This is a genomic window from Herbaspirillum autotrophicum (assembly GCF_001189915.1).
Lineage (GTDB): Bacteria > Pseudomonadota > Gammaproteobacteria > Burkholderiales > Burkholderiaceae_D > Herbaspirillum > Herbaspirillum autotrophicum.
In genome coordinates, this window is the sequence record NZ_LFLS01000032.1 from 35,324 (window position 1) to 61,225 (window position 25,902).

At 58.4% G+C, this 25,902-nt stretch carries 26 protein-coding genes and 1 riboswitch; of the genes, 10 read left to right on the forward strand and 16 right to left on the reverse strand.

The genetic code is table 11. The annotated features are described in order from the left end of the window. Positions 1–44: 44 nt before the first annotated feature. Together AKL27_RS20990 and AKL27_RS20995 are read left to right on the forward strand one after the other, a co-directional pair. A complete protein-coding gene (locus AKL27_RS20990; RefSeq protein ID WP_050464818.1) occupies positions 45–536 on the forward strand; it encodes an arsinothricin resistance N-acetyltransferase ArsN1 family B in 492 nt (163 codons plus the stop codon). Positions 537–545: 9 nt separating this feature from the next. After that, positions 546–812 carry a hypothetical protein gene (locus tag AKL27_RS20995; protein WP_050464819.1) on the forward strand — a complete coding sequence of 89 codons (267 nt, stop codon included), beginning with the start codon at positions 546–548 and terminating at the stop codon, positions 810–812. Positions 813–914: 102 nt separating this feature from the next. On the opposite strand, the gene xth is transcribed toward AKL27_RS20995, so the two are convergent. Together xth and AKL27_RS21005 are read right to left on the reverse strand one after the other, a co-directional pair. Then, positions 915–1,682, reverse strand: coding sequence for an exodeoxyribonuclease III (xth, locus tag AKL27_RS21000; RefSeq protein ID WP_050464820.1), 768 nt, complete (start codon positions 1,680–1,682; stop codon positions 915–917). A gap of 470 nt (positions 1,683–2,152) precedes the next feature. Next, positions 2,153–2,614 (reverse strand): winged helix-turn-helix transcriptional regulator, encoded by a 462-nt coding sequence (locus tag AKL27_RS21005; RefSeq protein WP_050464821.1) that lies wholly within the window; start codon positions 2,612–2,614, stop codon positions 2,153–2,155. Between the two features lie 92 nt (positions 2,615–2,706). Here AKL27_RS21005 and AKL27_RS21010 point away from each other — a divergent pair, with 92 nt between their 5' ends. Beyond that, positions 2,707–3,969, forward strand: coding sequence for an MFS transporter (locus tag AKL27_RS21010; RefSeq protein WP_050464822.1), 1,263 nt, complete (start codon positions 2,707–2,709; stop codon positions 3,967–3,969). A gap of 312 nt (positions 3,970–4,281) precedes the next feature. After that, entirely contained in the window at positions 4,282–4,596 is a 315-nt protein-coding gene (locus tag AKL27_RS21015; RefSeq protein ID WP_050464823.1) for a hypothetical protein, read from the forward strand. A 6-nt stretch (positions 4,597–4,602) separates the two neighbouring features. Here AKL27_RS21015 and AKL27_RS21020 read toward each other — a convergent pair whose 3' ends face one another. Further along, positions 4,603–5,304 (reverse strand): S24 family peptidase, encoded by a 702-nt coding sequence (locus AKL27_RS21020; protein WP_050464824.1) that lies wholly within the window; start codon positions 5,302–5,304, stop codon positions 4,603–4,605. A gap of 80 nt (positions 5,305–5,384) precedes the next feature. Between AKL27_RS21020 and AKL27_RS21025 the strand changes: the two genes are divergently transcribed. Further along, positions 5,385–5,693 (forward strand): transcriptional regulator, encoded by a 309-nt coding sequence (locus AKL27_RS21025; RefSeq protein WP_232311058.1) that lies wholly within the window; start codon positions 5,385–5,387, stop codon positions 5,691–5,693. Positions 5,694–5,925: 232 nt separating this feature from the next. Here AKL27_RS21025 and AKL27_RS21030 read toward each other — a convergent pair whose 3' ends face one another. Further along, positions 5,926–7,020 carry an alkene reductase gene (locus AKL27_RS21030; RefSeq protein ID WP_050464825.1) on the reverse strand — a complete coding sequence of 365 codons (1,095 nt, stop codon included), beginning with the start codon at positions 7,018–7,020 and terminating at the stop codon, positions 5,926–5,928. 249 nt (positions 7,021–7,269) lie between these two features. Further along, positions 7,270–8,787, reverse strand: coding sequence for a leucyl aminopeptidase (locus AKL27_RS21035; protein WP_050464826.1), 1,518 nt, complete (start codon positions 8,785–8,787; stop codon positions 7,270–7,272). 59 nt (positions 8,788–8,846) lie between these two features. On the opposite strand from AKL27_RS21035, the gene lptF reads away from it, so the two are divergent. Genes lptF through AKL27_RS21050 form a run of 3 tightly spaced genes read left to right on the forward strand, consistent with a single transcriptional unit; the run spans position 8,847 to position 11,480 of the window. Beyond that, entirely contained in the window at positions 8,847–9,974 is a 1,128-nt protein-coding gene (gene lptF, locus AKL27_RS21040) for an LPS export ABC transporter permease LptF (RefSeq protein WP_050464827.1), read from the forward strand. A 1-nt stretch (position 9,975) separates the two neighbouring features. Further along, positions 9,976–11,109 (forward strand): LPS export ABC transporter permease LptG, encoded by a 1,134-nt coding sequence (gene lptG, locus AKL27_RS21045; RefSeq protein WP_050464828.1) that lies wholly within the window; start codon positions 9,976–9,978, stop codon positions 11,107–11,109. After that, positions 11,109–11,480, forward strand: coding sequence for a sirohydrochlorin chelatase (locus AKL27_RS21050; RefSeq protein ID WP_050464829.1), 372 nt, complete (start codon positions 11,109–11,111; stop codon positions 11,478–11,480). The genes lptG and AKL27_RS21050 overlap by 1 nt, the downstream gene beginning before the upstream one ends. Before the next feature lie 42 nt (positions 11,481–11,522). Here AKL27_RS21050 and AKL27_RS21055 read toward each other — a convergent pair whose 3' ends face one another. The 8 genes from AKL27_RS21055 to AKL27_RS21090 form a co-directional block, all read right to left on the reverse strand. After that, on the reverse strand, positions 11,523–11,894 hold the full coding sequence (locus AKL27_RS21055) for a tRNA-binding protein (protein ID WP_050464830.1): 372 nt from the start codon (positions 11,892–11,894) through the stop codon (positions 11,523–11,525). Positions 11,895–11,971: 77 nt separating this feature from the next. Further along, positions 11,972–12,700, reverse strand: coding sequence for a uroporphyrinogen-III C-methyltransferase (gene cobA / locus AKL27_RS21060; RefSeq protein ID WP_050464831.1), 729 nt, complete (start codon positions 12,698–12,700; stop codon positions 11,972–11,974). A 92-nt stretch (positions 12,701–12,792) separates the two neighbouring features. Continuing rightward, positions 12,793–14,139 (reverse strand): sulfate adenylyltransferase subunit 1, encoded by a 1,347-nt coding sequence (locus tag AKL27_RS21065; protein WP_050464832.1) that lies wholly within the window; start codon positions 14,137–14,139, stop codon positions 12,793–12,795. Continuing rightward, entirely contained in the window at positions 14,139–15,074 is a 936-nt protein-coding gene (cysD, locus tag AKL27_RS21070; RefSeq protein ID WP_050464833.1) for a sulfate adenylyltransferase subunit CysD, read from the reverse strand. Before cysD ends, AKL27_RS21065 begins: the two co-directional genes overlap by 1 nt. A 106-nt stretch (positions 15,075–15,180) precedes the next feature. Beyond that, positions 15,181–15,912, reverse strand: coding sequence for a phosphoadenylyl-sulfate reductase (locus tag AKL27_RS21075; RefSeq protein ID WP_050464834.1), 732 nt, complete (start codon positions 15,910–15,912; stop codon positions 15,181–15,183). 85 nt (positions 15,913–15,997) lie between these two features. After that, positions 15,998–16,552: a DUF934 domain-containing protein gene (locus AKL27_RS21080; protein WP_050464835.1), complete on the reverse strand. Its 555-nt coding sequence runs from the start codon at positions 16,550–16,552 to the stop codon at positions 15,998–16,000. Next, the gene (locus AKL27_RS21085) at positions 16,539–18,233 is read right to left on the reverse strand and encodes a nitrite/sulfite reductase (RefSeq protein ID WP_050464836.1); all 1,695 of its coding nucleotides are present in this window, start codon (positions 18,231–18,233) and stop codon (positions 16,539–16,541) included. The genes AKL27_RS21080 and AKL27_RS21085 overlap by 14 nt, the downstream gene beginning before the upstream one ends. A gap of 66 nt (positions 18,234–18,299) precedes the next feature. Continuing rightward, positions 18,300–19,073: a sulfite exporter TauE/SafE family protein gene (locus AKL27_RS21090; protein WP_050464837.1), complete on the reverse strand. Its 774-nt coding sequence runs from the start codon at positions 19,071–19,073 to the stop codon at positions 18,300–18,302. Positions 19,074–19,198: 125 nt separating this feature from the next. Between AKL27_RS21090 and AKL27_RS21095 the strand changes: the two genes are divergently transcribed. Both AKL27_RS21095 and AKL27_RS21100 read left to right on the forward strand, forming a co-directional pair. Next, positions 19,199–20,140, forward strand: coding sequence for a CysB family HTH-type transcriptional regulator (locus tag AKL27_RS21095; protein WP_050464838.1), 942 nt, complete (start codon positions 19,199–19,201; stop codon positions 20,138–20,140). 52 nt (positions 20,141–20,192) lie between these two features. After that, positions 20,193–21,548 (forward strand): chloride channel protein, encoded by a 1,356-nt coding sequence (locus AKL27_RS21100; protein ID WP_050464839.1) that lies wholly within the window; start codon positions 20,193–20,195, stop codon positions 21,546–21,548. Between the two features lie 6 nt (positions 21,549–21,554). Here AKL27_RS21100 and AKL27_RS21105 read toward each other — a convergent pair whose 3' ends face one another. The 3 genes from AKL27_RS21105 to AKL27_RS21115 all read right to left on the reverse strand — a co-directional run bounded on the left by AKL27_RS21105 (position 21,555) and on the right by AKL27_RS21115 (position 25,252). Then, on the reverse strand, positions 21,555–22,469 hold the full coding sequence (locus AKL27_RS21105) for an amino acid ABC transporter substrate-binding protein (protein ID WP_050464840.1): 915 nt from the start codon (positions 22,467–22,469) through the stop codon (positions 21,555–21,557). Between the two features lie 183 nt (positions 22,470–22,652). After that, positions 22,653–24,524: a chemotaxis protein CheA gene (locus tag AKL27_RS21110; RefSeq protein WP_050464841.1), complete on the reverse strand. Its 1,872-nt coding sequence runs from the start codon at positions 24,522–24,524 to the stop codon at positions 22,653–22,655. Further along, complete coding sequence (locus AKL27_RS21115) at positions 24,524–25,252, reverse strand: protein phosphatase CheZ (RefSeq protein ID WP_050464842.1); 729 nt, start codon at positions 25,250–25,252, stop codon at positions 24,524–24,526. The genes AKL27_RS21110 and AKL27_RS21115 overlap by 1 nt, the downstream gene beginning before the upstream one ends. 397 nt (positions 25,253–25,649) lie before the next feature. Continuing rightward, positions 25,650–25,894, forward strand: a riboswitch (cobalamin riboswitch). Positions 25,895–25,902 lie beyond the last annotated feature (8 nt).

A 25,902-nucleotide genomic window follows, 5' to 3' on the forward strand; every position in this document is an offset into this window, starting at 1 on the left:
TGGTTACACTACGGGTTTCCTCATTTCAGTTTCCGGCTGCAGACATGGCTAACCCGATTCGCAATGCAAGCACGGCCGACGCCGCTGCCATTTGCGCAATTTACAATCACTACGTCCTCAATACGACGATCAGTTTTGAAACCGAAGCCGTTGATACCGCAGAGATGGGCCGTCGTATCGACGAGGTGGCGGCGCAATATCCATGGCTGGTATACGAAGAGCAGGGCCGCATACTCGGCTATGCCTACGCCATCAAGTGGAAACAGCGCGCCGCCTATCGGCATTCGGTGGAGAGTTCGGTCTATCTGGCGCAGAACAGCGGCGGGCGCGGGGTCGGTTCGGCACTCTATACGGCGTTGCTGGAAGCATTGCAGCAAGCATCAGTGCATGCGGTGATGGGCGGCATCGTGCAACCCAATCCGGGCAGTGTCGCCTTGCATGAAAAGATGGGATTCGTCAAAGTGGCGCACTTCAGCCAGGTTGGCAAAAAATTTGATCAGTGGCTGGATGTGGCTTACTGGCAGCGTATTTTATAAGGCCCAGAAATGAGATCTACCCGCGCAACCGCCGCCATCGACCGTTTGAATGTGCGCGCGGGGTCGCGCCAGTATTCCATGGCGCGCACTTCCGATGAACGTTTTATCCTGCTGCAGCGGACACCCGAAAACCCGGCCGAGAAACTGTGCGAAGCACTCGACCTCGACAGCTTCGTGCAATTCGTGAATGCCTACGGACCGCAAAAACCGAAGCGCGTCAGCAAGCTCGACGTCGCGTTTGAAAAGCAACTGAAGAAGAAAGACCCGGCGCAATAACCGGCGGCGCGCAAGACGTTGCGCTGACGCTGTACCAATCAAAAACGGCTTCGTGTTGCACGAAGCCGTTTTGTCGTTTTACAGAGCAGGTTCCAGAACCGGTTACAGATCCAGTGTTGCAATCACCGGCGTGTGATCCGACGGCTGTTCCCATTTGCGTGGGACCTTGTCGATGATGCAGGCGCTGCACAACGGCACCAGCGGCGCCGACAGCAAAATATGATCGATGCGCAAGCCCTTGTTCATGCGGAACCCCATCTGCCGGTAATCCCACCAGCTGAACAGGCGTTCCGGCTGTTCGAATAAACGGAAGGCATCGGTCAGTCCCAACTCTTGCATGCGCACGAACGCGGCGCGCTCCGGCGGCGAGACCAGCACTTGTCCTTCCCAGGCGGCCGGATCGTGAACATCGCGATCTTCCGGCGCGATATTGTAATCACCGAGCAAGGCCAGTTTCGGATGTTGTGCTTGTTGCTGCTGCAACCAGTCATGCAAGCCATTGAGCCACTTCAGCTTGTATTGATACTTGTCCGATTCAAGCGATTGTCCATTGGGAATGTAGGCGCACACGATACGAATGCCGTTGATGGTGGCGGTCAGCAAACGCTGTTGTTCATCCTCGAACAAAGGATTGTTCTTGACCACATCTTCAATCGGATGACGCGACAGAATCGCCACGCCGTTATAGGTCTTTTGCCCCGTGAACACCACCTGATAACCAGCCGCATTGATTTCCGCCAGCGGAAATTTATCATCGGTCAGCTTGGTTTCCTGCAGGCACAACACATCAATCGGGTTGTCGGTGAGCCATTGCAGCACTTGCGGCAGGCGTACTTTGAGGGAGTTGACGTTCCATGTGGCGATTTTCATCGGAATTCCTTAGACATTGATACGGCTGACAGCCGGTGATGCTTGCTGTCGGATAGCCGATATTTCGGCGAGGACAGAATCTTACCCTAATCCCCTGGGTCGATGACGGCGCTGTGCCAGCCCGGTCTTTTGCCGTGATTTGAATCCGCTCTCAAATTTTTTTAATGAGGATTCCAATCAGAATCCAATTAACCCGATAGGACGACAGGGGTATTTGTTGCTTATTGGAAATTAATGATAATTAATGCAAATATGGCAATAAAAAAATTGCAAATTGGAAATGTTCTTCTATGATGACGTCATGGATCGCAATTTCGGGATGTATCCGAATTTTGTGTACAAAGTACTCTTGAGGGTGGGTTTGGGCGGCGTCAATTACGATTGATGTCGCCATTTTTTTTGTTCGCCCGTAATCCCGGGGCGTGATTCAGGCATTGCTGCCGATGCGCTGCGGACGATGCAATTCCGGATCATGAGCGATTCTGCGGCGTTACCTTCTTGACTATCGTGTCTTGCGGCCGCAGCGCCTGACCATCCTGATCGTGCAGCGAAATTCTGGGCACCGGCTTGCCACTCGCGCGTTCGATCAGGGTGGAGTGCTTCTCGCGTCGCGCAAACAAGTGCTGTTCGCCCCATTGGCGTAATCCCACCACCACCGTGAACAGATCTTCGCCTTTCGGCGTCAGCACATATTCCTGATAGGCGCTGCCATCCGACGCCGGCGCGATTTCCAGCACACCTTGTTCGGTCAGGGCGCGCAGGCGCGAGGCCAGAATATTGCGCGCCATGCCCAGATTTTTCTGAAACTCACCGAAACGGCGAATGCCGTCGAAGGCATCGCGCACGATCAGCCACGACCAGCGGTCGCCGATCACATCCAGGGTTCTGGCGACAGGACAGGTCTCACCCGGCATATTTTCTTGCTGACTCATGGCACGTTGTCCTCAGAATAATCTGGTTGCATTTTAAAACTTGATGCCCTAGACTGCAACTGGTTTTTATTTGAAACTGGATTGGAGCGGGCATGCCTGATGAAATCGTAGTGAAGAAGCCGTTGCCGGGATCGCCGGCGCCGGTCACATTGCCGGGCAGCACGGTATTGTTGTTTGCAATTGCTTGTGGTTTGAGTGTGGCTAACGTGTATTATGCGCAGCCGCTGCTGGATGCGTTGGCGCGCGATTTCGGTTTCAGTGCCGCCACGATCGGGATCGTGATTACGATGACGCAAGCCGGTTGCGCGCTGGCGTTGCTGCTGCTGGTGCCGCTCGGCGATTTGCTGGAACGGCGGCGTTTGATGCTGGTGCAACTGGTCTTGCTGATTGTGGCGTTGCTGGCGACCGCCACCGCCAGTACCTCATTCTGGTTACTGACGGGCATGCTGGCGCTGGGCTTGCTGGGTACCGCGATGACCCAAGGCTTGATTGCCTGCGCTGCCAGTGCTGCCGGCAGTGCAGAACGCGGCCGCGTCGTGGGGGCTGCACAGGGTGGTGTCGTGATCGGCTTGTTGCTGGCGCGGACTCTGGCCGGCACGGTGGCAGAGGTGGCCGGCTGGCGCATGGTATATCTGGTGTCGGCGGCGCTGGCCGTGTTGTTGCTGACCGCGTTGTGGCGATTGTTGCCGCAGCAGTTGCCCACGGCGAGCCGGCTGTCTTACCGGGCCTTGTTGCAATCGATGTTGTCGTTGCTGACGCAGCAGCGGGTGTTGCAAATTCGCGGAGTGATTGCGCTGCTGATGTTTGCTGCGTTCAGCATTTTCTGGAGTGCGATGGTATTGCCTCTGAGTGCGCCGCCGTTTGTTTTGTCTCATGCTCAGATCGGCGCCTTCGGTCTGGTCGGCGTTATAGGTGCACTCGGTGCCGCCCGTGCCGGAAAACGTGCTGACCAGGGTTATGGGCAGCAAACCACCGGCATTGCATGGTTGCTGTTGCTGGCAGCGTGGTTGCCGCTGGCGTTGATGGCGCACACCATGTGGGCGCTGGTGCTCGGGATCGTGCTGCTGGATCTGGCCGGCCAGGCAATTCATGTGACCAATCAGAGCATGATCTTCAGTGGCGATAGCCAATCGCACAGCCGGCTGGTGGCTTGTTACATGTTGTTCTATGCAGTCGGCAGCGGCATCGGTGCCATCGCTGCCACCAGCGTCTATGCATTTGCCGGCTGGTATGGCGTGTGTCTGCTGGGCGCATTGGTCAGTCTGACCGGTTTGTTGTTTTGGGCCTGGAGTTTGCGCTACATGCCGGCGTCTGCCGCAGCCGCAAGCCCTGATGACATGTGCGGCCAGCGCTGATCATCATTTTGCAGATGGCTGCATCGTGTTGCATACCGTCTGCACTTCCGATTTTCAATAAGTAAAAGTGTGCCGCTGATGAACCGATGCAATCTCCCCGCATCCGTTCTCCCATCAGCAAAATTCATCCAAGGCGGTTTGTACAAATCGCGATTTTTTCACGTCAAAAATTTCCCTTTTATTTCAACAAAAATCTCATTTTCACATGTCGCTCTTTGCGTTGATCAAAGGTACATCGAAATAAATGTGTATTGCGCCGATTTTTCAATGTGCGAGGCCTGTGTCGTGCAAGTCAAGTGTGGCAACTGATATATGAGCGGCTTGCAGCGTTATCCGGCCACGCTGGAGGATTTGCTGCGCGACGGCCGGGTACCGGGTATCAAGCGCCACTTGCGGAAAATTTTTGTCGACCCCATGACCGGCAAAGCTGAGTGGGGACTGATCAAGGCAGGCGGACGGATTGTCGGCGTGCATTCGCTGTCGGCAAAGAAGCCGCGCAAGCAAGCCGGGTTTGCCGACGATATGGATTTTTCCGGGGCCAACACCTATGCGGAGTGGCGTTTCGTGCATGCTCCTGCCGATGCGGTATCCGGTAGTGGTGCCAGCGGGTTGGGGTTACCGCCGTGATTACGCTTACGGACTTTCGCGCTGGATTAAAATTACTCGACCAATGACGATATCGGTGCCGGCCAGGTATGCCTGCCGCTGGTAATATTTTTCTTCGGGATTGTCGGCGCTCATGAACCACTGGCCGCAATCGCGTATCAATCGTCTTACTTCGGCGGCACCGGCGCAATTGATGACAAACAGCGCGCCATCTCTGAGTTCAGAGTCGCCGGTATTGAAGATCACCAGATCGTCATCCGAAATGGTCGGCTCCATGCTGTTGCCGCTGACCGTAGTGGCAAGTATTTTTTCCGGAATATAGGCATGGCTGCGGAACCAATCCTGATGGAAACTGATCAGTTGACCAGTAGACTTAAAAGGTGTGGTGGAGAAAAACGGATTCCCGGCCTCCAAATTTAATTTTACTCGTTGGATTTCGATGTACTGGCTGCCGGCCGACGCCGTGACGGCAACATGTTTGCTGTGTTCTGCATTGGCCGCATCGGCAGCGTAGAAGTCGAAATAGAATTTGTCCAGACGGAGGATTTCCTCCAGAGTGCGGGCGGCTTTTTCACCGAAACTCTGGCCGTCTCTGTAGGTCGGGGAAAGTAATTGCGCCAGTCGGGATTCGCTCAGACCGCTGTCGTCGCAAAATTTTTTTCGACTGCCTGCATGGTGGGTTGCAATCAGGGAGAGCAGGCGCGCACGCCGGTGTTCATGCATATTCATGCAAATATTGAAACGCAAATTTAGCATTTGGTAAATTACCATACGCTTGAAAAATTTGTAGCTGGTGCTATATTGTCAATATGACACTTATTCAATATTTGAACTCGTTACCTGTCGCCAAACGGGACGAATTTGCTCAACGGTGCGCCACTTCTTTTGAGTATCTGCGTCAGATCGGTTATGGCAATCGTCAATGTTCTCCTCGCCTCGCAGTCAATCTCGAGCGAGAGTCACGCGGTGCAATCACCAGAAAGATCCTGTTCCCGGACGACTGGCAACAGTTATGGCCAGAACTGGCCGGCGCCGGCTGGTTGTTTGAGGATGCTGCGGAGGTGGTGGCAAAAGATGGCGCTGAGGTGCCGGCCGGTGACATGCAGTTGTGCCCGTGATACTTCGACAAAAGCCTCTTGTTTTGCCGGCAATCTCTCTCGCCCAAAGTAATGATTTCAACACTGCGATCAGCGTTTCCTTTCCGCGGAGTTTTCTGGTGTGGCTAATTACCGTGCGGCTTTCACCATTCGGAGCAGTGCCGGATGATTCATGTCTTAATACAATCCACCGCAATCGCAAGGCCATTTGGCGCGGCCATCCGCAGGCTCAATCGCCTGCGGATGTGTCGCATCAAGCCGCGTTCAGCGCCTGATAGTCGGTATAACCACGCGCGTCGCCGCCATACAAGGTATCCGGGTCGAGAGCGTTGAGCGGGGCGCCGGTTTTGAGGCGCTCTACCAGATCAGGATTGGCGATGAAGGGACGACCGAAGGCGATCAGATCGGCCAGGTTGTCTTGCCGCGCCTTGATTGCCAGCGCCAGATCGTAACCATTGTTGGCGATGTAGGTGCCGTTGAACAGGCGGCGCAGGATTTGGAGATCGAAGCCGTCATCCACCTGGCGCGGGCCGCCGGTGGCGCCTTCGACCACATGCAGATACGCCAGCTTGAAGCGATTCAATTGTTCCACCACGTGGCTGAACAGGGCTTGCGGATTACTGTCGGCAATGTCGTTGGCGGGGCTGACCGGCGACAGGCGGATGCCGACGCGATCACTTGGCACCAGCGCTGTCACGGCTTCCACCACTTCCAGCAACAGACGGCTGCGGTTCTCGATCGAGCCGCCGTAATTGTCGGTGCGCAGATTGGTTTTGTCGCGCAGGAACTGGTCGAGCAGGTAGCCATTGGCAGCATGGATTTCAACGCCGTCGAAGCCGGCTTCAATTGCCAGCAACGAGGCATGGCGATATTGCTCGACGATGCCGGGCAATTCTTCCAGGGCCAGTGCGCGCGGTGTGACGAATGGCTGGAAGCCGTCTTCGGTAAAGGCATTGCCTTCCGGCTGCACCGCCGATGGCGCTACCGGCAAGGCGCCGTCAGGTTGCAGTGACGGATGGGAGATGCGGCCTACGTGCCACAACTGCAAGAAGATATGGCCGCCCTTGGCGTGAACTGCGGCGGTCACTTTTTTCCAGCCGGCAACCTGAGCGTCGTCGTAGATACCGGGGGTGAAGGCATAGCCTTTGCCCTGCGGCGAGATTTGCGTGGCTTCGGCGATGATCAGGCCGGCGCTGGCGCGTTGAGCGTAATACAGCGGCGCCAGTTCGCTTGGGATATCGCCGCTCTGGGCGCGGCTGCGCGTCAGCGGCGCCATGACGATACGGTTTTGCAGAGTGAATGGGCCGAGCTGGGTGGAATGGAAAAGATCGCTGTTGGCGTTACTCATGATAGGAGTTCTTTCAAAACGTGGGGTCGGTTTCCCTTGTGGGGGGCTCGTCAGCAGTTGCACAAAAAATTTAACCTGACCATTCTAGTCGGGTTAAATTTTTCTTGCAGGCCCGCCCCGGGTTTTGAGTAACTACTTTTATTTCTATTTTATATAACGGTAAAAGCCGCCATCCTGATCGGAATGGCGGCTTTTTCTTTGTTGCGCACTACAGCCCGGAGGCGGGCCGTATCTTGCTGCGACGCGATATCAGGCGCGTGCCGGCTTGCGTGCCAGATTCAGCAGATAGGTGGTCAGCAAGGGCACCGGACGGCCGGTGGCGCCTTTGGCTGCGCCGCTTTTCCATGCGGTACCGGCGATATCCAGATGGGCCCAGGTATATTTCTTGGTAAAGCGCTCCAGGAAGCAGGCGGCGGTCACACTGCCGGCCGGTTGACCGCCGATATTGGCGATATCGGCGAAGTTCGACTTCAACTGTTCCTGATAGGCATCTTCAATCGGCATGCGCCATGCAGTATCGCCACTGGCCTTGCCGGCAGCCAGCAAATCGGCGGCCAGTTTGTCATGGGCATCATCGCTGCGGGTAAACAGACCGGAGTTGTGATGGCCCAGGGCCACGATGCAAGCGCCGGTCAGCGTCGCGATATCGACCACGGCGGCCGGTTTGAAACGCTCCACGTAAGTCAGGGCGTCGCACAGGATCAGGCGGCCTTCGGCATCGGTGTTCAAGACTTCGATGGTTTGCCCGGACATCGAAGTCACGATATCGCCCGGCTTGGTGGCGCGACCGGAAGGCATGTTTTCGCAGGTCGGGATGACGCCGATCACGTTCAGCTTCAATTGCAATTCGGCAATGGCGCGGAAAGTGCCGAGCACCGACGCCGCGCCGCACATGTCGTATTTCATTTCATCCATGCCGAGACCGGGTTTCAGCGAAATGCCGCCGGTGTCGAACGTGATGCCCTTGCCGACCAGCACCGTCGGCGCATCTTTGGCTTTGCCGCCCATGTGCTTGAGCACGATGAATTTCGGCGGTTCGTCGCTGCCATTGGTGACCGACAGGAAGCTGCCCATTTTCAGCGCTTCGAGTTGCTTGCGATCCAGCACTTCGATGCCGAGCTTGTAGTCCTTGGCCAGTTTTCTGGCGGTATTGGCCAGATAGGTCGGCGTGCAGACATTGCCGGGCAGGTTGCCGAGATCCTTGGTCAGCTCCATGCCATTGCTCAGTGCCACGGCTTCGGCCAGACCCTGTCTGGCTTGCGCGGCATCGCCGGCAGCCACTGCCAGCGCGAGCTTGCGCACGCCGGTCGGCGCCGGATCTTTTTTGCTCTTGAGCGTATCGGCGCGGTATTCGAGGTCGCGCGCGGCCAGCACGAGGGTGCAAATGGCCCAATTCAGGTCGCGTTGATTGATCTTGTCCAGCGGCAGCGCCACCACGGCATCGGCGGCGCCGACGGTGGTCAGTGCCCGTGCAGCGGCCTGGGCGGCGGAGCTGAAGCTCTTGTCGGCTGGCGACTCTTCATTGCCCAGGCCAACCAGCAGCACGCGCTCGGCGGCGACGCCGGTCAGTCCGCGCAGCAGCAGGGTAGCGCCGGGTTTGCCGGAAATGTCGCCGGATTTGAGGGCGCTGCTGATGGCGCCCATTTTGTCCAGTGCCTGCGCGGCGCTGGTCAGTTTGCGGTTTTCAAAGATACCGACGACGAGTACGCCCGTCTTGATTGCGGTAACAGAGGTTTTTGCGTCCAATGTTTTTATGCTAAAGTCCATCGCTAATCCTTTGTTTGATTTACTCCCGCAATTATAAGCTTCCATTTTTAAGCCCCCCAATGATTTTTGAGCGCGCTCTTCGACGCGAATTGGTAAGCACCGCCGGCGCGGTGTTTACGACGCTGTTTACAATTACCCTTACCGTGATGCTGATCAAGATCCTGGGGCAGGCGGCCGGGGGCCAGGTCAGTTCGCAGGACGTGGTGGCGCTGATCGGCTTTCAATCACTCAACTATTTACCCATCATTTTGATTTTGACCGGCTTCATTTCGGTGTTGCTGGTAGTCACGCGCAGCTATCAGGACTCGGAAATGGTGGTCTGGTTTTCGGCCGGCCTGAGCCTGACGCGCTGGGTCAAGCCGGTGCTGCTGTTCGGCTGGCCGATCGTGTTGCTGACCGGGGTGCTGAGTTTTGTTGCCACGCCGTGGGCCAATGAGCAAAGCGCGCAGTTCCGCGAACGGTTCGAGAAACGGGAAGACATTGCCCGCGTATCACCGGGAAAATTTCAGGAATCGGCCACTGCCAATCGCATTTTCTTTGTCGAAGGCGTGTCCGGTGACGCCAGCAAGGTCAAGAATATTTTCGTCAATACCTTTCAGGATGGCAAAAACAGTGTGGTGGTGGCCAAAGAAGGCGAGATGGAAGTCGACAAGGATGGCGAGAAATTCGTGATCATGAATAAAGGCCGTCGCTACGACGGCATGCCGAGCCAGCCGGACTTCCAGCTGATCGAATTCGAACGTTACGGCTTGCTGGTGGCGAATCAGTCACAGGCAGCGGCCGGCGACAAGTCGGCCAAGGCCTTGCAGACCTGGGACTTGCTGACGCAGGATAACGGCTTCAGTCGCGGTGAATTGCTGTGGCGCGTGGCGCTGCCGCTGATGGCGGTATTGCTGATGCTGCTGGCGATTCCGCTGGCTTTCGTCAATCCGCGCGCGGGCCGCTCCATCGGCTTGCTGGTGGCGTTGCTGCTGTTTGTCGTCTATAGCAACACGATCAGCGTATTTCAGGCGGCGGTGGTGCAAAACCGCATGTCGCTGCTGGTCGGCTGGTGGCCGGTGCACATTCTGGTGTTGCTGCTGGTGGTGGCTTTGTTTGCGTGGCGTCTGACCGTCAACAGCCGTTATCATCCACAAGTCATGTGGGCGTGCGTACGGCGCGCCATGACATTGAAACGGCAGGGCTGACATGACTGTTCTGCAACGTTATTTCACAACGGAAATCGTCCGCTCGGTGACCTTTGCGCTGGCGGCATTTCTGGCGCTGTTTGCGTTCTTCGAACTGATGACGCAACTGGAATCGGTCGGTCGCAATGGTTATCAATTGCAGCATGCGCTGCTGTATGTGGCGCTCGGCTTGCCGGGCAATGTGTATGAGCTGATGCCGATTGCCGTCCTGATCGGCACCATCTACGCCCTGGCGCAATTTGCCGCCAGTTCCGAATTCACGATCATGCGGGTGTCCAGCATGTCGACCGCCATGACTGCCAGAATGCTGCTCAAGATCGGTGTCGGCTTTGCGGTCGTGACGATTCTGTTCGGCGAGCTGGTGGCGCCCAAGGCCACCGAGTTGGGCGAGAAGGTCCGGCTGCAGGCGCAGGGCGCTTCGCTGTCGCAGGAATTCCGCTCCGGCCTGTGGGCCAAGGACGTGATCAAGGTCAATGGCCTCGAAGGCGATGTGATCGGTACCCGCTTCCTCAACATTCAGCGCATCTTGTCGGATGGCCGGCTGGAGGGCGTCAAGATTTATGAACTGGATCAGGACTTCCATCTGGCGACCATGCTGACCGCCACGGCGGGCGACTATCAGGGGGACCATGTCTGGAAATTGTCGGATGTCGAGCAGACCGTATTTTCCGTCGACCGTCAGGCCAGTGCGATCACGGCACCGATCAAAACCACCCGGCTGCCCAGCAAGACCTTCATTTCGGAAGTGACGCCGGAAATCCTGTCGGTGCTGTTCGCCGATCCGGATCGCATGTCGGCCTATGATTTGCGCGCCTATACCAAACATCTGGAAGCCAATAACCAGCGCACCGAGCGCTATGAAATTGCATTCTGGAAAAAAGTGATTTACCCGCTGTCGATCTTTGTCATGATGGCGCTGGCCTTGCCATTCGCTTATCTGCACTTCCGTGCCGGCGGCGTCAGTCTGAAAATCTTTACCGGCATCATGATCGGGGTGTGCTTCCAGTTGATCAACAGCCTGTTTTCCCATCTGGGCTTGCTCAATACCTGGCCGGCCTTCGTCACGGCGGCGGTGCCGAGCCTGCTGTTCATGGTGATGGCGCTGGTGGCCTTGCGCTGGGTGGAGCGGCACTGATGTCGCGCGCCGTGATCCTGTTTGCCCATGGCGCCCGCGATCCGGCCTGGGCGGCACCGTTTGAACGCTTGCGCCAGTTGATCCTCGATATCTTGCCGGATGCCACAGTGTCGCTGGCTTATCTGGAGCTGATGCAGCCCGCATTGCCGGAGCAAGTGGCGCTGCATGCCGCAGCCGGTGTCACCGAGATTTGCATCATTCCGGTATTTCTGGGGCAGGGCGGACATGTCCGGCGTGACCTGCCGCTGTTGATCACGCAATTGCAGCAAGCCCATCCGACGCTGCAATTCAAAGTGGCGACGGCGGTCGGTGAAGACGACGCAGTATTGCAGGCGATTGCCCGTTATTGCATCGTCAGCGCCGGCATCTGATGCCGGCAGCAGTTGCGCCGCACCACAACACCCTGCACATCATCAAAACAATCTGACGCCGTTCTGTACCGGACTATCGGGTGCGAACAACACTACTTCGCCGCTGGCATCGGGAAACCCCAGCGTCAGCACTTCCGACATGAACTTGCCGATTTGCCGTGGCGGAAAATTGACCACGGCTGCCACCTGACGACCGGTCAGCGCTTCCAGCGCGTAGTGGCTGGTGATCTGGGCACTGCTTTGCCTGATGCCGATGGCGGGGCCGAAATCGATACGCAATTTGTAAGCCGGTTTTCTGGCTTCCGGAAAGGCTTCGGCAGAAATGATGGTGCCGATGCGGATGTCCACGGCCAGAAAGGCATCGAAGTCAATGGGCGCTGCGGCCGGAGCGTCGGGAGCGTGAAGTAAGTGCATGAGAGGGCGTTGTCAGAGCGTGAAAACGCTCAAGCATAGCAGCGATGCAAAATTGCTGCCAGCCAGCTTCTGTACGGTCAGCGTGGCGCCAGCGCGGGGCCGATCATCACCAGCACCGGTCCGCTGCATTCGGTCAGGCCCTGTTCCAGGCCGGACAATTGCAAATGACGGATGCGTTCATCGTCACGACTGCAATTTTCCACGACGATGACCGGCGTTTCAGGTGCGTGTCCGAGCGCCAGCAACCGTCGCGCGGTGGCGGTGGCTTCGCGTCCGCCCATGTATTGCACCAGCGTGTCGCCGTTGGGCATGCGCGCTTCTTGCGGCTGATCGGGGGCAGTACTGGAGGTGAACAACGAGACGCTGCGTGCCACGCCACGAATCGTCAACGGCTGTTTTGCGGAAGCCGCAGCGGCCAGGGCGGCAGTAATGCCTGGCACGATTTCATAGGGGATGTTGCGACTTTCCAGCGCCCGCAATTCTTCGTCGGCACGACCGAACAGCATCGGGTCGCCGCCCTTGAGGCGCACCACAATGCCATATTGGGCCGCGCATTCGAGCAGACGCTGATTGATTTCCTGCTGGGCGGTAGAGCGTTGACCGCTGCGTTTGCCGACGGAAATCTTGACCGCTTGCGGACATAACTCCAGCATTTCGGCCGTCACCAGCGCGTCGTGCAGGACCACGTCGGCCTGCGCCAGAATACGCGCGCCGCGCACGGTAATCAGGTCTGCCGCGCCGGGGCCGGCGCCGATCAGATAAACTTTGCCGACACGTGGCGGTGGCTGGCTGGCGGCAGTGCGCATGCTGGATAGTAGGTAAGCGGTTAGCGTGCCGGTTGGCGCATGCACCTGATTGCCGGTGATGACCGGAATGCCAGGTGCATGGGACGCAATTATCAGGCATCCAGCCGAATCATGCCAGCAGCAACAGTCTGATGTGTGACTTCGTCGATCAGGATGAAGGCGCCGGTCGCCCGGATCGCATCATAGGCATCGGCTGCAATGGCCTGCTGCACATTGATGGTGACGCGGGCGATATCGTTGAGCTTCAAGGCTTGCGCCGGATGACGCTGCTGCGTATTGATGTCGAGCAGGGTGTCGACCGCAGTGACGCGGGCGGCAACTTGCTTGGTGGTGTGCTTGAGCCAGTACTTGCGGCGTGGATCGAGCGCATCTTCCGACAGCCAGCACAGATCGGCGCTGAGGGTTTTCAGCAAGGCCGGCGCCTGCGCTGCCGAGGCCAGCATGTCGCCGCGCGAAATATCCAGATATTCATCGAGCAGAATCGTGACCGATTGCCCGGCCGAGGCCGACGTCAGCGAACCTTCCAGTGTCAGGATGTCTTTGACGGTGGCGCTGTGGCCGCCCGGTTGCACCAGCAATTTGTCGCCCTTGCTGACCTTGCCGGCTTCGATGCGACCCATGTAGCCGCGGAAGTCATTGGCTTCATGGCCGTTGTGACGCGCCACCAGCTGCACCGGGAAACGGAACGGTTCTTCGTGCGCATCTTCGTAGACGCTCAGCGATTCCAGCAATTCGATCAGCGTCGGGCCCTGATACCACGGCATCTTGTCGCCGGCGCTGACCACGTTGTCACCGGCTAGTGCCGACAACGGAATCGGGCGCACATCCGTGAGACCAAGCTGCGCCGCAAATGTCTGGTAAGCAGCGACGATGCGGTCGTACACGGTCTGATCGTAACCGACCAGATCCATCTTGTTGATGGCCACTACCACGTGCTGAATCTGCAGCAAACGGGCGATGGTCGAATGGCGCTTGGTTTGCGTCAGCAATTCGACGCTGCCGTCGTCGCCGAGCTTGACCTTGGATACATCCACCAGAATGATGACGGCATCGGCAGTCGAGGCACCGGTCACCATGTTGCGGGTGTACTGTTCATGGCCGGGCGTATCGGCAATGATGAACTTGCGTTTCGGGGTGGCGAAATAGCGATAGGCGACGTCGATGGTGATGCCTTGTTCGCGTTCGGCTTCGAGGCCGTCGGTCAGCAGCGACAGGTCGATGGTGTCGCCAACGGTACGCTTGTGCTTGGCGCGCGAGATGGCATCGAGCTGGTCGGCAAAAATGCCTTTGCTGTCGAACAGCAGGCGGCCGATCAGGGTGCTCTTGCCGTCATCGACCGAACCGGCCGTGATGAAGCGCAGCAGGCCGCGCTCATGCGCGTTATCGCTGGTGCTGGCGGAAGTCGTTGCTGGGCTCAGCAGAGTGGCTGCGGCATTCATTAGAAATATCCTTCTTTTTTACGTTTTTCCATCGACGCTTCGGAGGTCTGGTCATCCATGCGGGTGGCGCCGCGTTCGGTAATCTGGGTCACTGCGGTTTCGGCGATGATGGCTTCCACCGAGTCGGCATCGGATGCCACCGGGCACGTGCAGGAAATGTCGCCCACCGTACGGAAGCGCACGATCTTGTTTTCCACCACTTCCCCTTCTTTGGCGGGCGTCAGATCGGTCAGCGGCACCAGCAGGCCGTTGCGCGGAATAACCTGGCGTTCGTGCGCAAAGTAGATCGGCGGCAGTGCCAGTTTTTCACGGGCAATGTATTGCCAGACATCGAGCTCGGTCCAGTTCGAGATCGGAAAGACCCGCATGTTTTCACCCGGATGCACGCGGGTGTTGTACAAGTCCCAGAGTTCCGGACGCTGGGCTTTTGGATTCCATTGGCCGAACTCATCACGGAACGAAAAGATGCGCTCCTTGGCGCGTGCCTTTTCTTCATCGCGACGGGCACCGCCGATGCAAGCGTCGAACTTGAATTCGGCAATCGTTTCCAGCAAGGTGACAGCCTGTGCCGCATTGCGCGAATCGGTCAGCGGATTGCGCAGGCGCACGGTGCCGCGCTTGATGGAATCTTCCACCGAACGCACGATCAGGGTTTCACCGAGTTCGGCGGCGCGCTGATCGCGGAAGGTGATGACTTCGGCAAAGTTGTGGCCGGTATCGATATGCACCAGCGGGAACGGGAACTTGCCGGGACGGAACGCCTTTTCAGCGATGCGCAGCAACACCACCGAGTCTTTGCCGCCGGAAAACAGCAGCGCCGGGTTGCTGCACTCGGCCGCGACTTCGCGCATGATGTGGATCGCTTCGGATTCCAGCCAGTCCAGATGACGGTTGCTGGCGTTATCGAGGAAAAGTTGTTCTACTGCAGTGTTCATACGACGACCTTTGTTCTTCAAGTGCTGTCATTGAGTGTTGCCGCCGCGTATTCAGAAAGACAGCGACAACTGGTTTTAATGCCTGGCGATGGCGGCTGGTCTGGCTTCAGGCACCCGGGGCGGCTTGCGATTTGATGCGGATCAGCTTGCCATCCACCACGTGCAATCCGCATTCCTTGGAGTCGGGGTTTTCCCACCACCAGCGGCCGGCACGCACATCTTCGCCAGGTTCGACGGCACGGGTACAGGGCTCGCAGCCGATTGACGGAAAACCTTTGTCGTGCAGCGGGTTGTACGGCACCTGATTGGCGCGGAGGTATTCCCACACATCTTCTTCTGACCAGTCGGCCAGCGGATTGAATTTGACCATGTCGTGCGCCGGATCGGCTTCCTGCACGTCGAGCGCGGCGCGCGTCACCGATTGCGCGCGGCGTTGTCCGGTGACCCACGAGGTATTGCCGGCCAGCGCCCGGTTGAGCGGCTCGATCTTGCGGATGCGGCAGCATTCCTTGCGCAATTCGACACTGTCGTAAAAGCCATTGCGGCCATGTTGGGCGACGTAGCTGTCAACCGCTGCCGGTTCCGGCCGGTAAGGCGTCACATCGTAGCCGTAGGTTTGACGGATGCGATCCAGCATGCCCAGCGTTTCGGCGTGCAGGCGGCCGGTTTCCAGCGTGAAAATGGTGATCGGCAATTTGTCGCGCAAAATCATGTCGGTCAGCACCATATCCTCGGCCGCCAGGCTGGAAGCAAACACTGCAGGACCATATTGACCGGCGATGGTCTCCAGTGTGGCGCGGGTCTGCGCGATCAGATCTTGCAGGGCTGGGTTTGACATGGTGTTTCTTTCCTGAAAACGTTACGTCCGGCGATGAACCGCGGGCTGCCGGCAGTCACAACCGACTGCCGGTCTGGCTTGTTGCTCAGTCTTGCACGACGGCGCTGCGCCTGGCGCGGCGGAACAACGGATTTTTTTCATCCCATGAGGTCTGATATTTTTCCGAAAAATCGGTCAGGCCCTTGAGTGCATCATGGATGTCCTTGTCGGCACGCACGGCGAAGGCATTGAAGCCGACGCGCTGCATGTAGAACAACTGATCGCGCAAGACATCGCCGACTGCCCGCAATTCGCCGGTGTAGCCGAGGCGGGCGCGCAGGTTGTAGGCGATTGAATAACCACGGCCATCGGCGAACTTGGGGAAGTCGACGGCGATGACCTGGAACGGCGCCGGGGTGTTTTTCAATTCATCCTTCAAGGCTTCCGGACGTTCGTCGCTGGCAAACCAGACGCCGAGTTCCTTGCGGCCTTGCAAGCTGTCGCGCTGCGCTTGCCATACCTTGAGCGGCACGATGATCTTGCCTTCCGGGATCACTACGCTATCCGGTGTCTGCTCTTCAGTCAGGCGCAGAATGGTCCAGTCGTCGTTGACGACGACTTTGTCTTTGATGATTTGTTGAGCGGTATTAGGCACAAGCATCCTCCCCGTGGACTTGATCCGATTTGATCGGGCTGGCGTAGACGAATTCCTTGAATGGCGTGACACCGACACGGCGCACGGTATCGATGAACAACTCATCTTCGAAGCGCTGCTTGACGTAAACCTGCAGCAGACGATCGATCACGGTTGGCATTTGATGCGCCGAGAACGACGGTCCGATGATCTTGCCGATGCTCGAATTGTTGCCTTGCGCACCGCCCAGCGATACCTGATACCACTCGGCGCCATCTTTGTCGACGCCCAGAATGCCGATGTTGCCGACATGGTGGTGACCGCAGGCATTGATGCAACCGGAGATGTTGAGTTCGATGTCGCCGATGTCATGCTGGAAATCGATATTGTCGAAACGTTCGGCAATCGCTTGCGCAATCGGGATCGACTTGGCGTTCGCCAGCGAGCAGAAATCGCCGCCGGGGCAGCAGATGATGTCGGTCAGCAAGCCGATGTTCGGTGTCGCCAGACCCTGTGCCTTGGCTTCTTTCCACAATGCATACAGTTGCGATTGCTTGACGTCGGCCAGCACCAGATTCTGTTCATGCGTCACGCGCAATTCCGAGAAGCTGTAGCGGTCGGCCAGACCGGCAACAAAATCGAGCTGGTCGGCAGTGATGTCGCCCGGCGGCACGCCGGTTTTCTTGAGCGACAGAATCGCGGCCGCATAACCCGGCACCTTGTGCTCTTTGACATTGCGCTTGAGCCAGTTGGCGAAACCTTTGTCTTCCGCTTTCAGGCGGTCGAATTCGGCGTCCGTGGCGGGCAGGGTTTCGTAAGGCGGCTCAGTGAAATATTGCGCCACGCGTTGCAATTCTTCGGTGGTCAGTGTCGACGGACCATCCTTGATGTCTTGCCATTCCTGCTCGACCTGACGGGCGAAGTCTTCCGCGCCGATGGCCTTCACCAGAATCTTGATGCGTGCCTTGTAGATGTTGTCGCGGCGGCCGTACTGGTTGTACACACGCAGAATCGCTTCCAGGTACGACATGGCATGCTGCCATGGCAGGAAGTCGCGAATCACGCTGCCCAGAATCGGCGTGCGGCCCATGCCGCCGCCGACCAGTACGCGGAAACCAACTTCGCCGGCTTCGTTCTTGATCACGTGCAAGCCGATATCGTGCACGGCAGTGGCGGCGCGGTCTTGCGCCGAGCCGCTGATGGCGATCTTGAATTTGCGTGGCAGGTAGGCGAACTCGGGATGGAAGGTGCTCCATTCGCGGATCAGTTCGGCGTAAGGGCGCGGGTCGACGATTTCGTCGGCGGCAACGCCGGCCAGTTCATCCGAAGTGGTATTGCGGATGCAATTGCCGGAGGTCTGGATCGCGTGCATTTCGACCGTCGCCAGCTCGTCCAGAATGTCCGGTGAATCTTCCAGCTTGATCCAGTTGAACTGGATGTTCTGGCGGGTAGTGAAGTGGCCGTAACCGCGGTCATACTTGCGCGCGATGTGGGCGAACATGCGCACCTGACGCGAAGCCAGCAAACCGTATGGCACGGCGATGCGCAACATGTAAGCGTGGCGCTGCAGGTACAGGCCGTTTTGCAGTCGCAGAATGCGGAATTCGTCTTCGATCAGTTCATCGGACAGACGGCGGCGCACCTGGTCTCGGTATTGTGCAACGCGCTCTTTGACGATCAGATGATCGTATTGGTCATAGCGGTACATCTTGTTATCCCTGTTAACGTCTTGTCGGAGTCACTGTACCCAGGACCCCGTATTTAAAAAAACAGCCTACCAAACCAGCTTGAGGGCAACGCTCGTCAGCGTAATTGCCAGCAGGCCACGCAAAAATTTTTCCGGTACCGCGCGCGCTGCCAGCGAACCGATGGTGATGCCCGGCACGGAGCCCAGCAGCAAGGCGCCCAGCAAGGCCCAGTCAATCGATCCCAGCCACCAGTGACCGAAGGCGGCAATCGCCGTCAGCGGCACCGCATACGCAATGTCCGTACCGGCGATTTCGGCCGGTGTCAGACGCGGATACAGCAATACCAGCAAGGTGGCGCCAACGGCACCGGCGCCGATCGAGGACACTGTCACCAGCGTACCCAGTACGGCACCGGCGATGATGGTGGCCCGGGTCAGCTCGGTGCCTTGCAATTGCTGGTCCGGATTGGCATTGAGCCAAGCCTGAAGTTTACCTTTAAACAGCAAAGCAATCACCGTGAGGAAAACGGAAATAGCGATGGAATAACGGATGAAAATACTGATGCTTTCGCTGACCGCGCCGAAGTGCTTCAGCAGCAGCGTGGTGACCACCGCTGCCGGCAGCGCGCCCAGGCACAGCCGTTTGACGATGTCCCAGCGCACGGTTCCTTTGAAGCGGTGGGCGAAAGTGCCGGCAGTTTTGGTCGCTGACGCAAACGCCAGATCGGTACCGACGGCGACGCTGGGGTGGATACCGAACAGCAGCGTCAATAGCGGCGTCATCAATGAGCCGCCGCCGACGCCGGTCAATCCGACCAGCAGTCCTACCGCAAATCCGCTTACTACATAAGAAACAGTCATAATACCTCGTCTATAACACCCCGAATCGTAATAAACTTACGTTCCAAACCATACTACTTAGTATTTATTTGCTTATATGCACATTTCGCATATGCAAATGCGGAGCAAAGTGAAGGATATCGGCCATGAATCTGCATCAATTCCGTTTTGTGCGGGAGGCGGTACGGCAAAACTACAATTTGACCGAAGCGGCAAAAGCACTGTTTACATCACAACCGGGCGTTTCCAAGGCGATTATCGAGCTCGAAGAAGAGCTCGGCGTGGATATCTTTACGCGTCATGGCAAGCGTATTCGCGGCCTGACCGAGCCTGGCCGGGCAGTGTTGAAGTCGGTCGAACTGATCATGCAGGAAGTGGACGGCCTCAAGCGCATCGGCAAGGAATTTGCCGCGCATGACAGCGGCAGCTTCACGATTGCCACCACCCACACCCAGGCGCGTTATTCCTTGCCTAAAGTGATTCAGGCGTTCACCCAGAAATATCCCAAGGTGCGGCTGTCCTTGCTGCAAGGCAATCCCAAGCAGATTACCGAGATGGTGCGCAACGATCAGGCCGATATCGCGATTGCCACGGAAGCGCTGGCATCCGGCGAGGGGCTGGTGTCGTTGCCATGTTATCAATGGGAGCATGTGGTGGTGGCGCCGCCTGATCATCCGTTGCTGAAATCCAAAAACCTGTCGCTGGAAGAAATCGCCAGTTATCCGCTGATTACCTATGACGCCGCGTTCAGCGGCCGCAGCAAGGTCGATCATGCGTTTGCCTTGCGCGAACTGAAGCCGGATATCGTACTGGAAGCGATTGACGCCGATGTCATCAAAACCTATGTCGAACTGGGCATGGGGGTCGGCATCATTGCCGGCATGGCGTTTGATGCCGAGCGCGATCGCGGTTTGCGTGCGATCCCGGCCGGGCATCTGTTCGGCACCAATGTTTCGCGCGTGGCATTGAAGCAGGGTGCGTATTTGCGCAGTTATGTGTATACCTTCATCGAATTGCTGGCACCGACCCTGAATCGCAAGTTGATTGCGCAGGTGATGGAAGGCGAAAAGGATATGTACGAACTTTGATGTTCCCACTTTGAGAGGCGGCTGACGCCCTGGCGCGCAGCCTGATGCGGCAATGATGGATCACCTGGCCCGGATTCCGGGGCACACCCTGCGGCGCTTGCGCCGGTTATGGTTGCAATACGGCATTTTATGGCTGGGCGCGGTACTGGTCGGGCTGGTGGCGGTCATCTATGCGTGGCTGATCGATTTCGGATTTGATCTGTTTCGCGGCATGCAGCAGCAACACAGCTGGTTGCCGTTGTTGCTGACGCCGGCCATGAGTGCCTTGTGCGTGTGGCTGACACGGCGCTTCTTTGCCGGCGCCGAAGGCAGCGGCATTCCGCAGGTGATGGCGACGCTGAGCGAACATGGCGCAGCCGCTGCCAGCCGGGCGCCGGTGTTGCTGTCGCTCAAGGTGTTGCTGGGCAAGATCGGTATTTCCTTCCTCGGCATCGTCGGCGGCTTCACCATTGGCCGTGAAGGGCCTACCGTGCAAGTCGGCGCGGCGCTGATGTATAACATGCGACGGTTTTATCCGCGTCCCAGCGTGTTGCTGGAAAAGCGCCTGATTCTGGCCGGTGCCGCCGCCGGTCTGTCGGCTGCATTCAATACGCCGCTGGCAGGCATCGTGTTTGCGATTGAGGAACTGTCCCGCAGTTTCGAGCAGCGCACCAGCGGTATCGTCATTACCACCATCATCTTCGCCGGTATCGTCGCGCTCGGTCTGAACGGCAACTATACCTATTTCGGCACCATCACTGCCGGCGCCGACAGCGCGCGTCAGGTGATCGTGGCGGTGCTGGTCTGTGGCGTACTGATGGGAATTGCCGGCGGCATCTTTTGCTGGCTGTTGCTCAATACCGCCAAGTGGATGCCAAGCCGCCTGATTGCCTTCCGTGCTGCGCGGCCGGTACTGTTCGGCGCCGGTTGCGGCTTGCTGGTGGCGGCCATCGGCGTGATCGGCGGCGGCGTCACCTACGGCAGTGGCTATGCCGAAGCCAAAGGTTTGCTGAGCGGGCAAGAACATTTATCGGCCTGGTATCCGTTGCTCAAAATGGGGGCGATGGTAGGGTCGTATCTGCCGGGGATCCCGGGCGGCATCTTTGCACCGTCGCTGTCGATTGGCGCCGGCTTCGGCAACATGCTGCACATGGTGTTCGGCGATACGTCGCTGTCCATGCTGATTGCGCTGGCGATGGTCGGCTATCTGGCGGCGGTGACGCAATCGCCGATTACGGCCTTTGTGATTGTCATGGAGATGATCAATGGTCACACGCTGGTGATTTCCCTGATGGCAACCGCCTTGCTGGCCAGCCGCGTCTCGCGCTTTTTTGCGCCGCCGTTGTATGAGGCCTTGTCCGCGCGCTATATCCGGCCCGTGGTGCCCGCCGTTGTCGCCGCGCCGCCTGCGGGGCCGCCGGCGAGTTAGCCGGCCTCACTCGGTGATGGTGCGGGTGGTCGGATAGCGCAATGCATCTCTGAGCAGATAGCTCATCGGCATGTTCAGCGAGATGTGCCGGGGACCGATCGGTTGCATGAACCAGTGATCGTAGATACGATAGATTTCGCCGCTGTCGGCCAGGTGCGCCAACTCCAGGTCAGCCAGTTTCTTGAGTGCGGTATCTTCCTTGCGCAACATCAAGCCGTATTGCTCGACCGACAGCGGGTCGCCCGTGATGATGAATCCGGCCGGATTTTTTGCGGTTGCCAGCATGTTGTGCAGCAATACCGTATCGTTGACGCAGGCATCGACTTCGCCGCTTTCCAGTTGCGCCATCGAGATGCTTTCATAGATGGCCGGCACCAGTGTGATGTAAAGCGAGCGAATGCTGCTGCGGGTGCGCACCATTTCCACCATCGAACCGCCCTTGGTGACGCCGACTTTTTTGCTTTGCAGATCGATCCAGTTTCTGATGTCACTGTCAGCGCGGGTCAGCATGCGCACGGTGGTAAAAAAATGGGGAATGGTGAATGCCACCTTGTTGCGGCGCTCGGCATTATTGGTAGTCGAGCCGCATTCGATATCGGCCTGCCCGCTCAGAATGCTGGAGAAGCGGGTGTCGCCGTCGACAGCCAGATACTGCACCTTGAGATGCGGCAATTTCAGTTCGCGTTTGACGGCGTCGGCAATTTTCTGGCACAGCGCAATCGAGTAGCCGCTGACCCGGTTGTTTTCATCGAGGTCGGAAAAAGGCAACTGGCCCTTGCGATAGGCCAGCACCATCGTATTCTTTTCGCGAATCCTGGCGAGTCCTTCATCTGCCGTCACGCCAGCCCGGGCCGGCGGCATTGCGCTGAAACATGCGACGCACAGGATGATCCACTGCCATTTGAACGTGCTCTTTGCCATTGCGACTTGCTATCCGTAGTCTGGAGGAGGGGGCTGGTTCTGGTGATTGTCGAACTGCGGCTCAGCTGCCGTGCATCGGTCGATGGCAAGTGGCGGGGAGCGCTGATGCTGAATATGCTGCTGTTGCTGCCGGGAGCAGTGCGGGGACTGTCAGGCCCCCGCACTGATGAGATTGCCTGGTTGCTAGACCTGAGCTACCGCGGCCTTGGCGGTCGCACGGCATCCTTCCAGCAGGAACGAGAGGCCAACCACCAGCACCAGTTCGCCTTCGGCGGAACGCGCGGTACCGGTAATGCCGTTGGTCTGGATTGCGGTCAACGGTTTGATCACCAGATCGGCGGTTCCTTCCACTGCTTCCACGCCGAGAATATACGGATGCGGTACTGCCATCACGATCCCGACCCGTTCATTACCCGGCTCGTAACCGAGCACGCCGGCCAGCGAGTGAACCGGCAACGGCCGGCCCTGATCGCGCAAGACCGGTGCGCCGCCCACTTCGTCGAAGGTGTCGGGCAATTCCACGACCCGTTCCACGACTGCCATCGGCAAGGCCAGCGCCGCGCCTGCGGTGCGTACCAGCATGGTGGGAATGATCGACAGTTCGATCGGCAGGCGAATCGAGAAACGCGTGCCGACGCCCAGTGTGGAATCGATGCGAATGGTGCCGCGATGCTTTTCCACGGCAGTTTTGACGACGTCCATGCCGACCCCGCGACCAGATACGCTGGACGCCACTTCCTTGGTCGAGAAGCCCGGCAGAAACACCAGTTGCAGTGCTTCATCCTGGCTCTGGGCATCGTTTTCACCGATCAGGCCCTTGCTGATGGCCTTTTTGCGCAACACCTCGGGGTCCATGCCCTTGCCGTCATCGAACACTTCAATCATGACGCTGCTGGCTTCTTGCCATGCCTTGAGCGAAATGGTGGCCTTGTTCGACTTGCCGGCGCCGATGCGGTCGGTCTCGATACCGTGATCGAGCGAGTTGCGCAGCATGTGCACCAGCGGATCGTACAGACTGTCCACCACGACCCGGTCCACTTCGGTTTCGGCACCGGAGATGGCGAGGTCAACGTCTTTGCCCAGATCCTTGGCCAGTTCGCGCACCAGTCGCGGAAATTTCTGGAACAGGCGGCCGACCGGCTGCATGCGGGTCGACAGCGTAGCCCGCTGCAACTCGCTGGAATAGCGGGAGGCCCGGCTCAGGGTTTCCGCCAGCGTGGTCATCAGCGAAGCCGCCGAGCCTTCAAACTTGAATTGTTGCAGTTTTTCCAGCAGCACCGCAGCCTGATTGGCGGCCTGTACCGATTCGCCGGCGACTTCCAGCAAGGCGTCCAGTTTGCCGGCGTCGATCCGGATACTTTCTTCCTTGCCTTGCGGGCCGTCCGTAGCGCGGCGGGCCGGTGCCGCAGCCGGCGCTGCTGCCGGTTTGGCGGCGGCGGGTGTGGCTGCCGCAGCAGCCACCGGGGCCGCTTCGCCGTGCGCCGCCGGGGTTGCCGCTGCCACCGGCTCGCTTGCCGCACCATTGGTGACGGCCTGATACAAAGCGTTCCAGTCCAGGCTGCCGTCTGCCGCCAACACGCTGGCCGAGGTTCCGGTTGCAGCGCCGGCGGTGGCCGGAGCGGCGACCGCCGGCGGGGCCGCCGGCGCAGCAGTTGCCGCCGGTGCGTCCTTGCCTTCGATGGCGTGGGTCAGGATATCTTCGAGGTCCGATGGCATCGATGCCAGGCTGGCCGGGTCGGCGCCATTGGACAATTCGTTGAGCTGGTCAGCCACAAAGCCGCTGGCCTGCAATGCCGCTTCGATGGCGATCGGCGTCACCGGCGCTTTGCCGGTACGCAGGGCGTCGAACAGGTTTTCGGTCAGGTGACAGGCCGAAACCATGGCCGGCAGATTGACGAAGCCGGCGCCGCCTTTGATGGTGTGGAATGCGCGAAACACCGCATTCAAGACTTCCATATCGTCAGGATGACGTTCAAGAGTCAGCAGATGCTCTTCAACGTTGGTCGCGAGTTCTAACGCCTCGACGACAAAATCCTTGAGCATTTCGTCATCCATTAGAACCCCAGACTGTCGAGTAAGTCGTCCACATCATTTTGTTCCATGGCAGAGCCAGGAGCCGCAGGACCGTTGAGCAATTCCACCGGTTTTTCTGCTTCGATGACGGCCTTCAATTCCGGCGGGGCGTTGTCGCGCAACACCTGCGCCAGTTCGCGTTCGGCGATCGCGGTGATGCCGACGATCTTCTTGATCAGTTGCCCGGTGATGTCCTGGAAATCCTGCGCCATCATGATTTCCAGCATGCGGGCTTTTTCGATTTCAGCCGATTCGATCACGCCGGCGGAGAACGTCTTGGAATCGGTTGCCAGTACCTTGAATTCCTCGATGCTCATCTGGCCTGCAAACAGGCGCGCCCAGCGGGCGTCGATATCCTTGGCCTTGGCCGACAGCGCGTCCTGCGCCGGCATGCCGGCGTCGATCGTGTTGAGTACCTTGTTGGCGGCTTGTTCGGTCAGGGTGGCGACGTGTTCCAGACGGCCGCGGGTATCGCCGATCTGCGATGCCACATCCGACAGCGAGCGGTCGTAGCCGAGTTCGCGCATCGAATCGTGCAGCAAGCGAACGATGCCGCCGAGGCGTTCGTAGATGGGCTTGTCGGACATGTCTTCTGCAGGCGCTGCAGGAGTGGCCGCAGGCGGCGCAGTTACCGGTGCGCCGACGGTGGCAGGTAGCGTTTGGGCGGAAATTTCGTCAAACAATGCCTCCAAATCAACATCGTCACTCATGATTTTGTTATCTCCATACAAATTTGCTGCGTTGTTTGCGTGCACGCCTGGCGCAGACCTGGGCCACCGGGATTGCATGGTGTTTCATCGTGACGGTTCTGATCCATGGATATCGGCAGCGAACCGTAAAACCTGAGACGGGCCGTCACCCGACGCATCCATGCAGTGCCGAAGCAAAGGCCGGATGTACTCCGTTACGGTTCGCCGGTCGTGGCCGGAACTGTCGCTTGTGGGGATTATATGTCGCTGTCAAGCCTCCCCATCGGCCAAAAAGCGGTGAAATTTCCCCATTCCAAGGGGCTTATGTTCGCCATGCAGCATGGCGCCTGTTTGTCGACGATCTTACTGCATTGAGGCAACACTTGTCACGATTGATTGCCGCTGTGTGCGTTGGCGCATACAATGGCGCGGTTTTGGTGCCGCCCGGCGCGCTTGCGCCTGCGGTTAAACGGGAAACACGGGATTGCAACACTAGCATGTTGTCGGTCACTCAACGTGTGCTGCCCCCGCAACGGTAAACAAGTGCCTGCGATATGTCGCCGGCAAACTGCGTCTTGCGCCACTGTGTCCAGTCTGGCTGGCATGGGAAGGCGGTGCAGCCATGCTTGTAGCCCGGATACCGGCCAGAACGGGGGATGTCGCCGGCAATA

Bases quoted from the DNA above. Each gene is read 5' to 3' on its own strand.
- AKL27_RS21095 (WP_050464838.1), top strand. From the start codon at position 19,199: ATGAATCTGCATCAATTCCGTTTTGTGCGGGAGGCGGTACGGCAAAAC.
- AKL27_RS21020 (WP_050464824.1), bottom strand. From the start codon at position 5,304: ATGAATATGCATGAACACCGGCGTGCGCGCCTGCTCTCCCTGATTGCA.
- xth (WP_050464820.1), bottom strand. From the start codon at position 1,682: ATGAAAATCGCCACATGGAACGTCAACTCCCTCAAAGTACGCCTGCCG.
- AKL27_RS21005 (WP_050464821.1), bottom strand. From the start codon at position 2,614: ATGAGTCAGCAAGAAAATATGCCGGGTGAGACCTGTCCTGTCGCCAGA.
- lptF (WP_050464827.1), top strand. From the start codon at position 8,847: ATGATTTTTGAGCGCGCTCTTCGACGCGAATTGGTAAGCACCGCCGGC.
- AKL27_RS21035 (WP_050464826.1), bottom strand. From the start codon at position 8,787: ATGGACTTTAGCATAAAAACATTGGACGCAAAAACCTCTGTTACCGCA.
- AKL27_RS21065 (WP_050464832.1), bottom strand. From the start codon at position 14,139: ATGAATGCCGCAGCCACTCTGCTGAGCCCAGCAACGACTTCCGCCAGC.
- AKL27_RS21110 (WP_050464841.1), bottom strand. From the start codon at position 24,524: ATGGATGACGAAATGCTCAAGGATTTTGTCGTCGAGGCGTTAGAACTC.
- AKL27_RS21100 (WP_050464839.1), top strand. From the start codon at position 20,193: ATGATGGATCACCTGGCCCGGATTCCGGGGCACACCCTGCGGCGCTTG.
- AKL27_RS21085 (WP_050464836.1), bottom strand. From the start codon at position 18,233: ATGTACCGCTATGACCAATACGATCATCTGATCGTCAAAGAGCGCGTT.
- AKL27_RS21050 (WP_050464829.1), top strand. From the start codon at position 11,109: ATGTCGCGCGCCGTGATCCTGTTTGCCCATGGCGCCCGCGATCCGGCC.
- AKL27_RS21080 (WP_050464835.1), bottom strand. From the start codon at position 16,552: ATGCTTGTGCCTAATACCGCTCAACAAATCATCAAAGACAAAGTCGTC.
- AKL27_RS21105 (WP_050464840.1), bottom strand. From the start codon at position 22,469: ATGGCAAAGAGCACGTTCAAATGGCAGTGGATCATCCTGTGCGTCGCA.
- AKL27_RS21055 (WP_050464830.1), bottom strand. From the start codon at position 11,894: ATGCACTTACTTCACGCTCCCGACGCTCCGGCCGCAGCGCCCATTGAC.
- AKL27_RS21015 (WP_050464823.1), top strand. From the start codon at position 4,282: ATGAGCGGCTTGCAGCGTTATCCGGCCACGCTGGAGGATTTGCTGCGC.
- AKL27_RS21010 (WP_050464822.1), top strand. From the start codon at position 2,707: ATGCCTGATGAAATCGTAGTGAAGAAGCCGTTGCCGGGATCGCCGGCG.
- AKL27_RS21030 (WP_050464825.1), bottom strand. From the start codon at position 7,020: ATGAGTAACGCCAACAGCGATCTTTTCCATTCCACCCAGCTCGGCCCA.
- AKL27_RS20990 (WP_050464818.1), top strand. From the start codon at position 45: ATGGCTAACCCGATTCGCAATGCAAGCACGGCCGACGCCGCTGCCATT.
- AKL27_RS21025 (WP_232311058.1), top strand. From the start codon at position 5,385: ATGACACTTATTCAATATTTGAACTCGTTACCTGTCGCCAAACGGGAC.
- AKL27_RS21115 (WP_050464842.1), bottom strand. From the start codon at position 25,252: ATGAGTGACGATGTTGATTTGGAGGCATTGTTTGACGAAATTTCCGCC.
- AKL27_RS21075 (WP_050464834.1), bottom strand. From the start codon at position 15,912: ATGTCAAACCCAGCCCTGCAAGATCTGATCGCGCAGACCCGCGCCACA.
- AKL27_RS20995 (WP_050464819.1), top strand. From the start codon at position 546: ATGAGATCTACCCGCGCAACCGCCGCCATCGACCGTTTGAATGTGCGC.
- AKL27_RS21090 (WP_050464837.1), bottom strand. From the start codon at position 19,073: ATGACTGTTTCTTATGTAGTAAGCGGATTTGCGGTAGGACTGCTGGTC.
- cobA (WP_050464831.1), bottom strand. From the start codon at position 12,700: ATGCGCACTGCCGCCAGCCAGCCACCGCCACGTGTCGGCAAAGTTTAT.
- lptG (WP_050464828.1), top strand. From the start codon at position 9,976: ATGACTGTTCTGCAACGTTATTTCACAACGGAAATCGTCCGCTCGGTG.
- cysD (WP_050464833.1), bottom strand. From the start codon at position 15,074: ATGAACACTGCAGTAGAACAACTTTTCCTCGATAACGCCAGCAACCGT.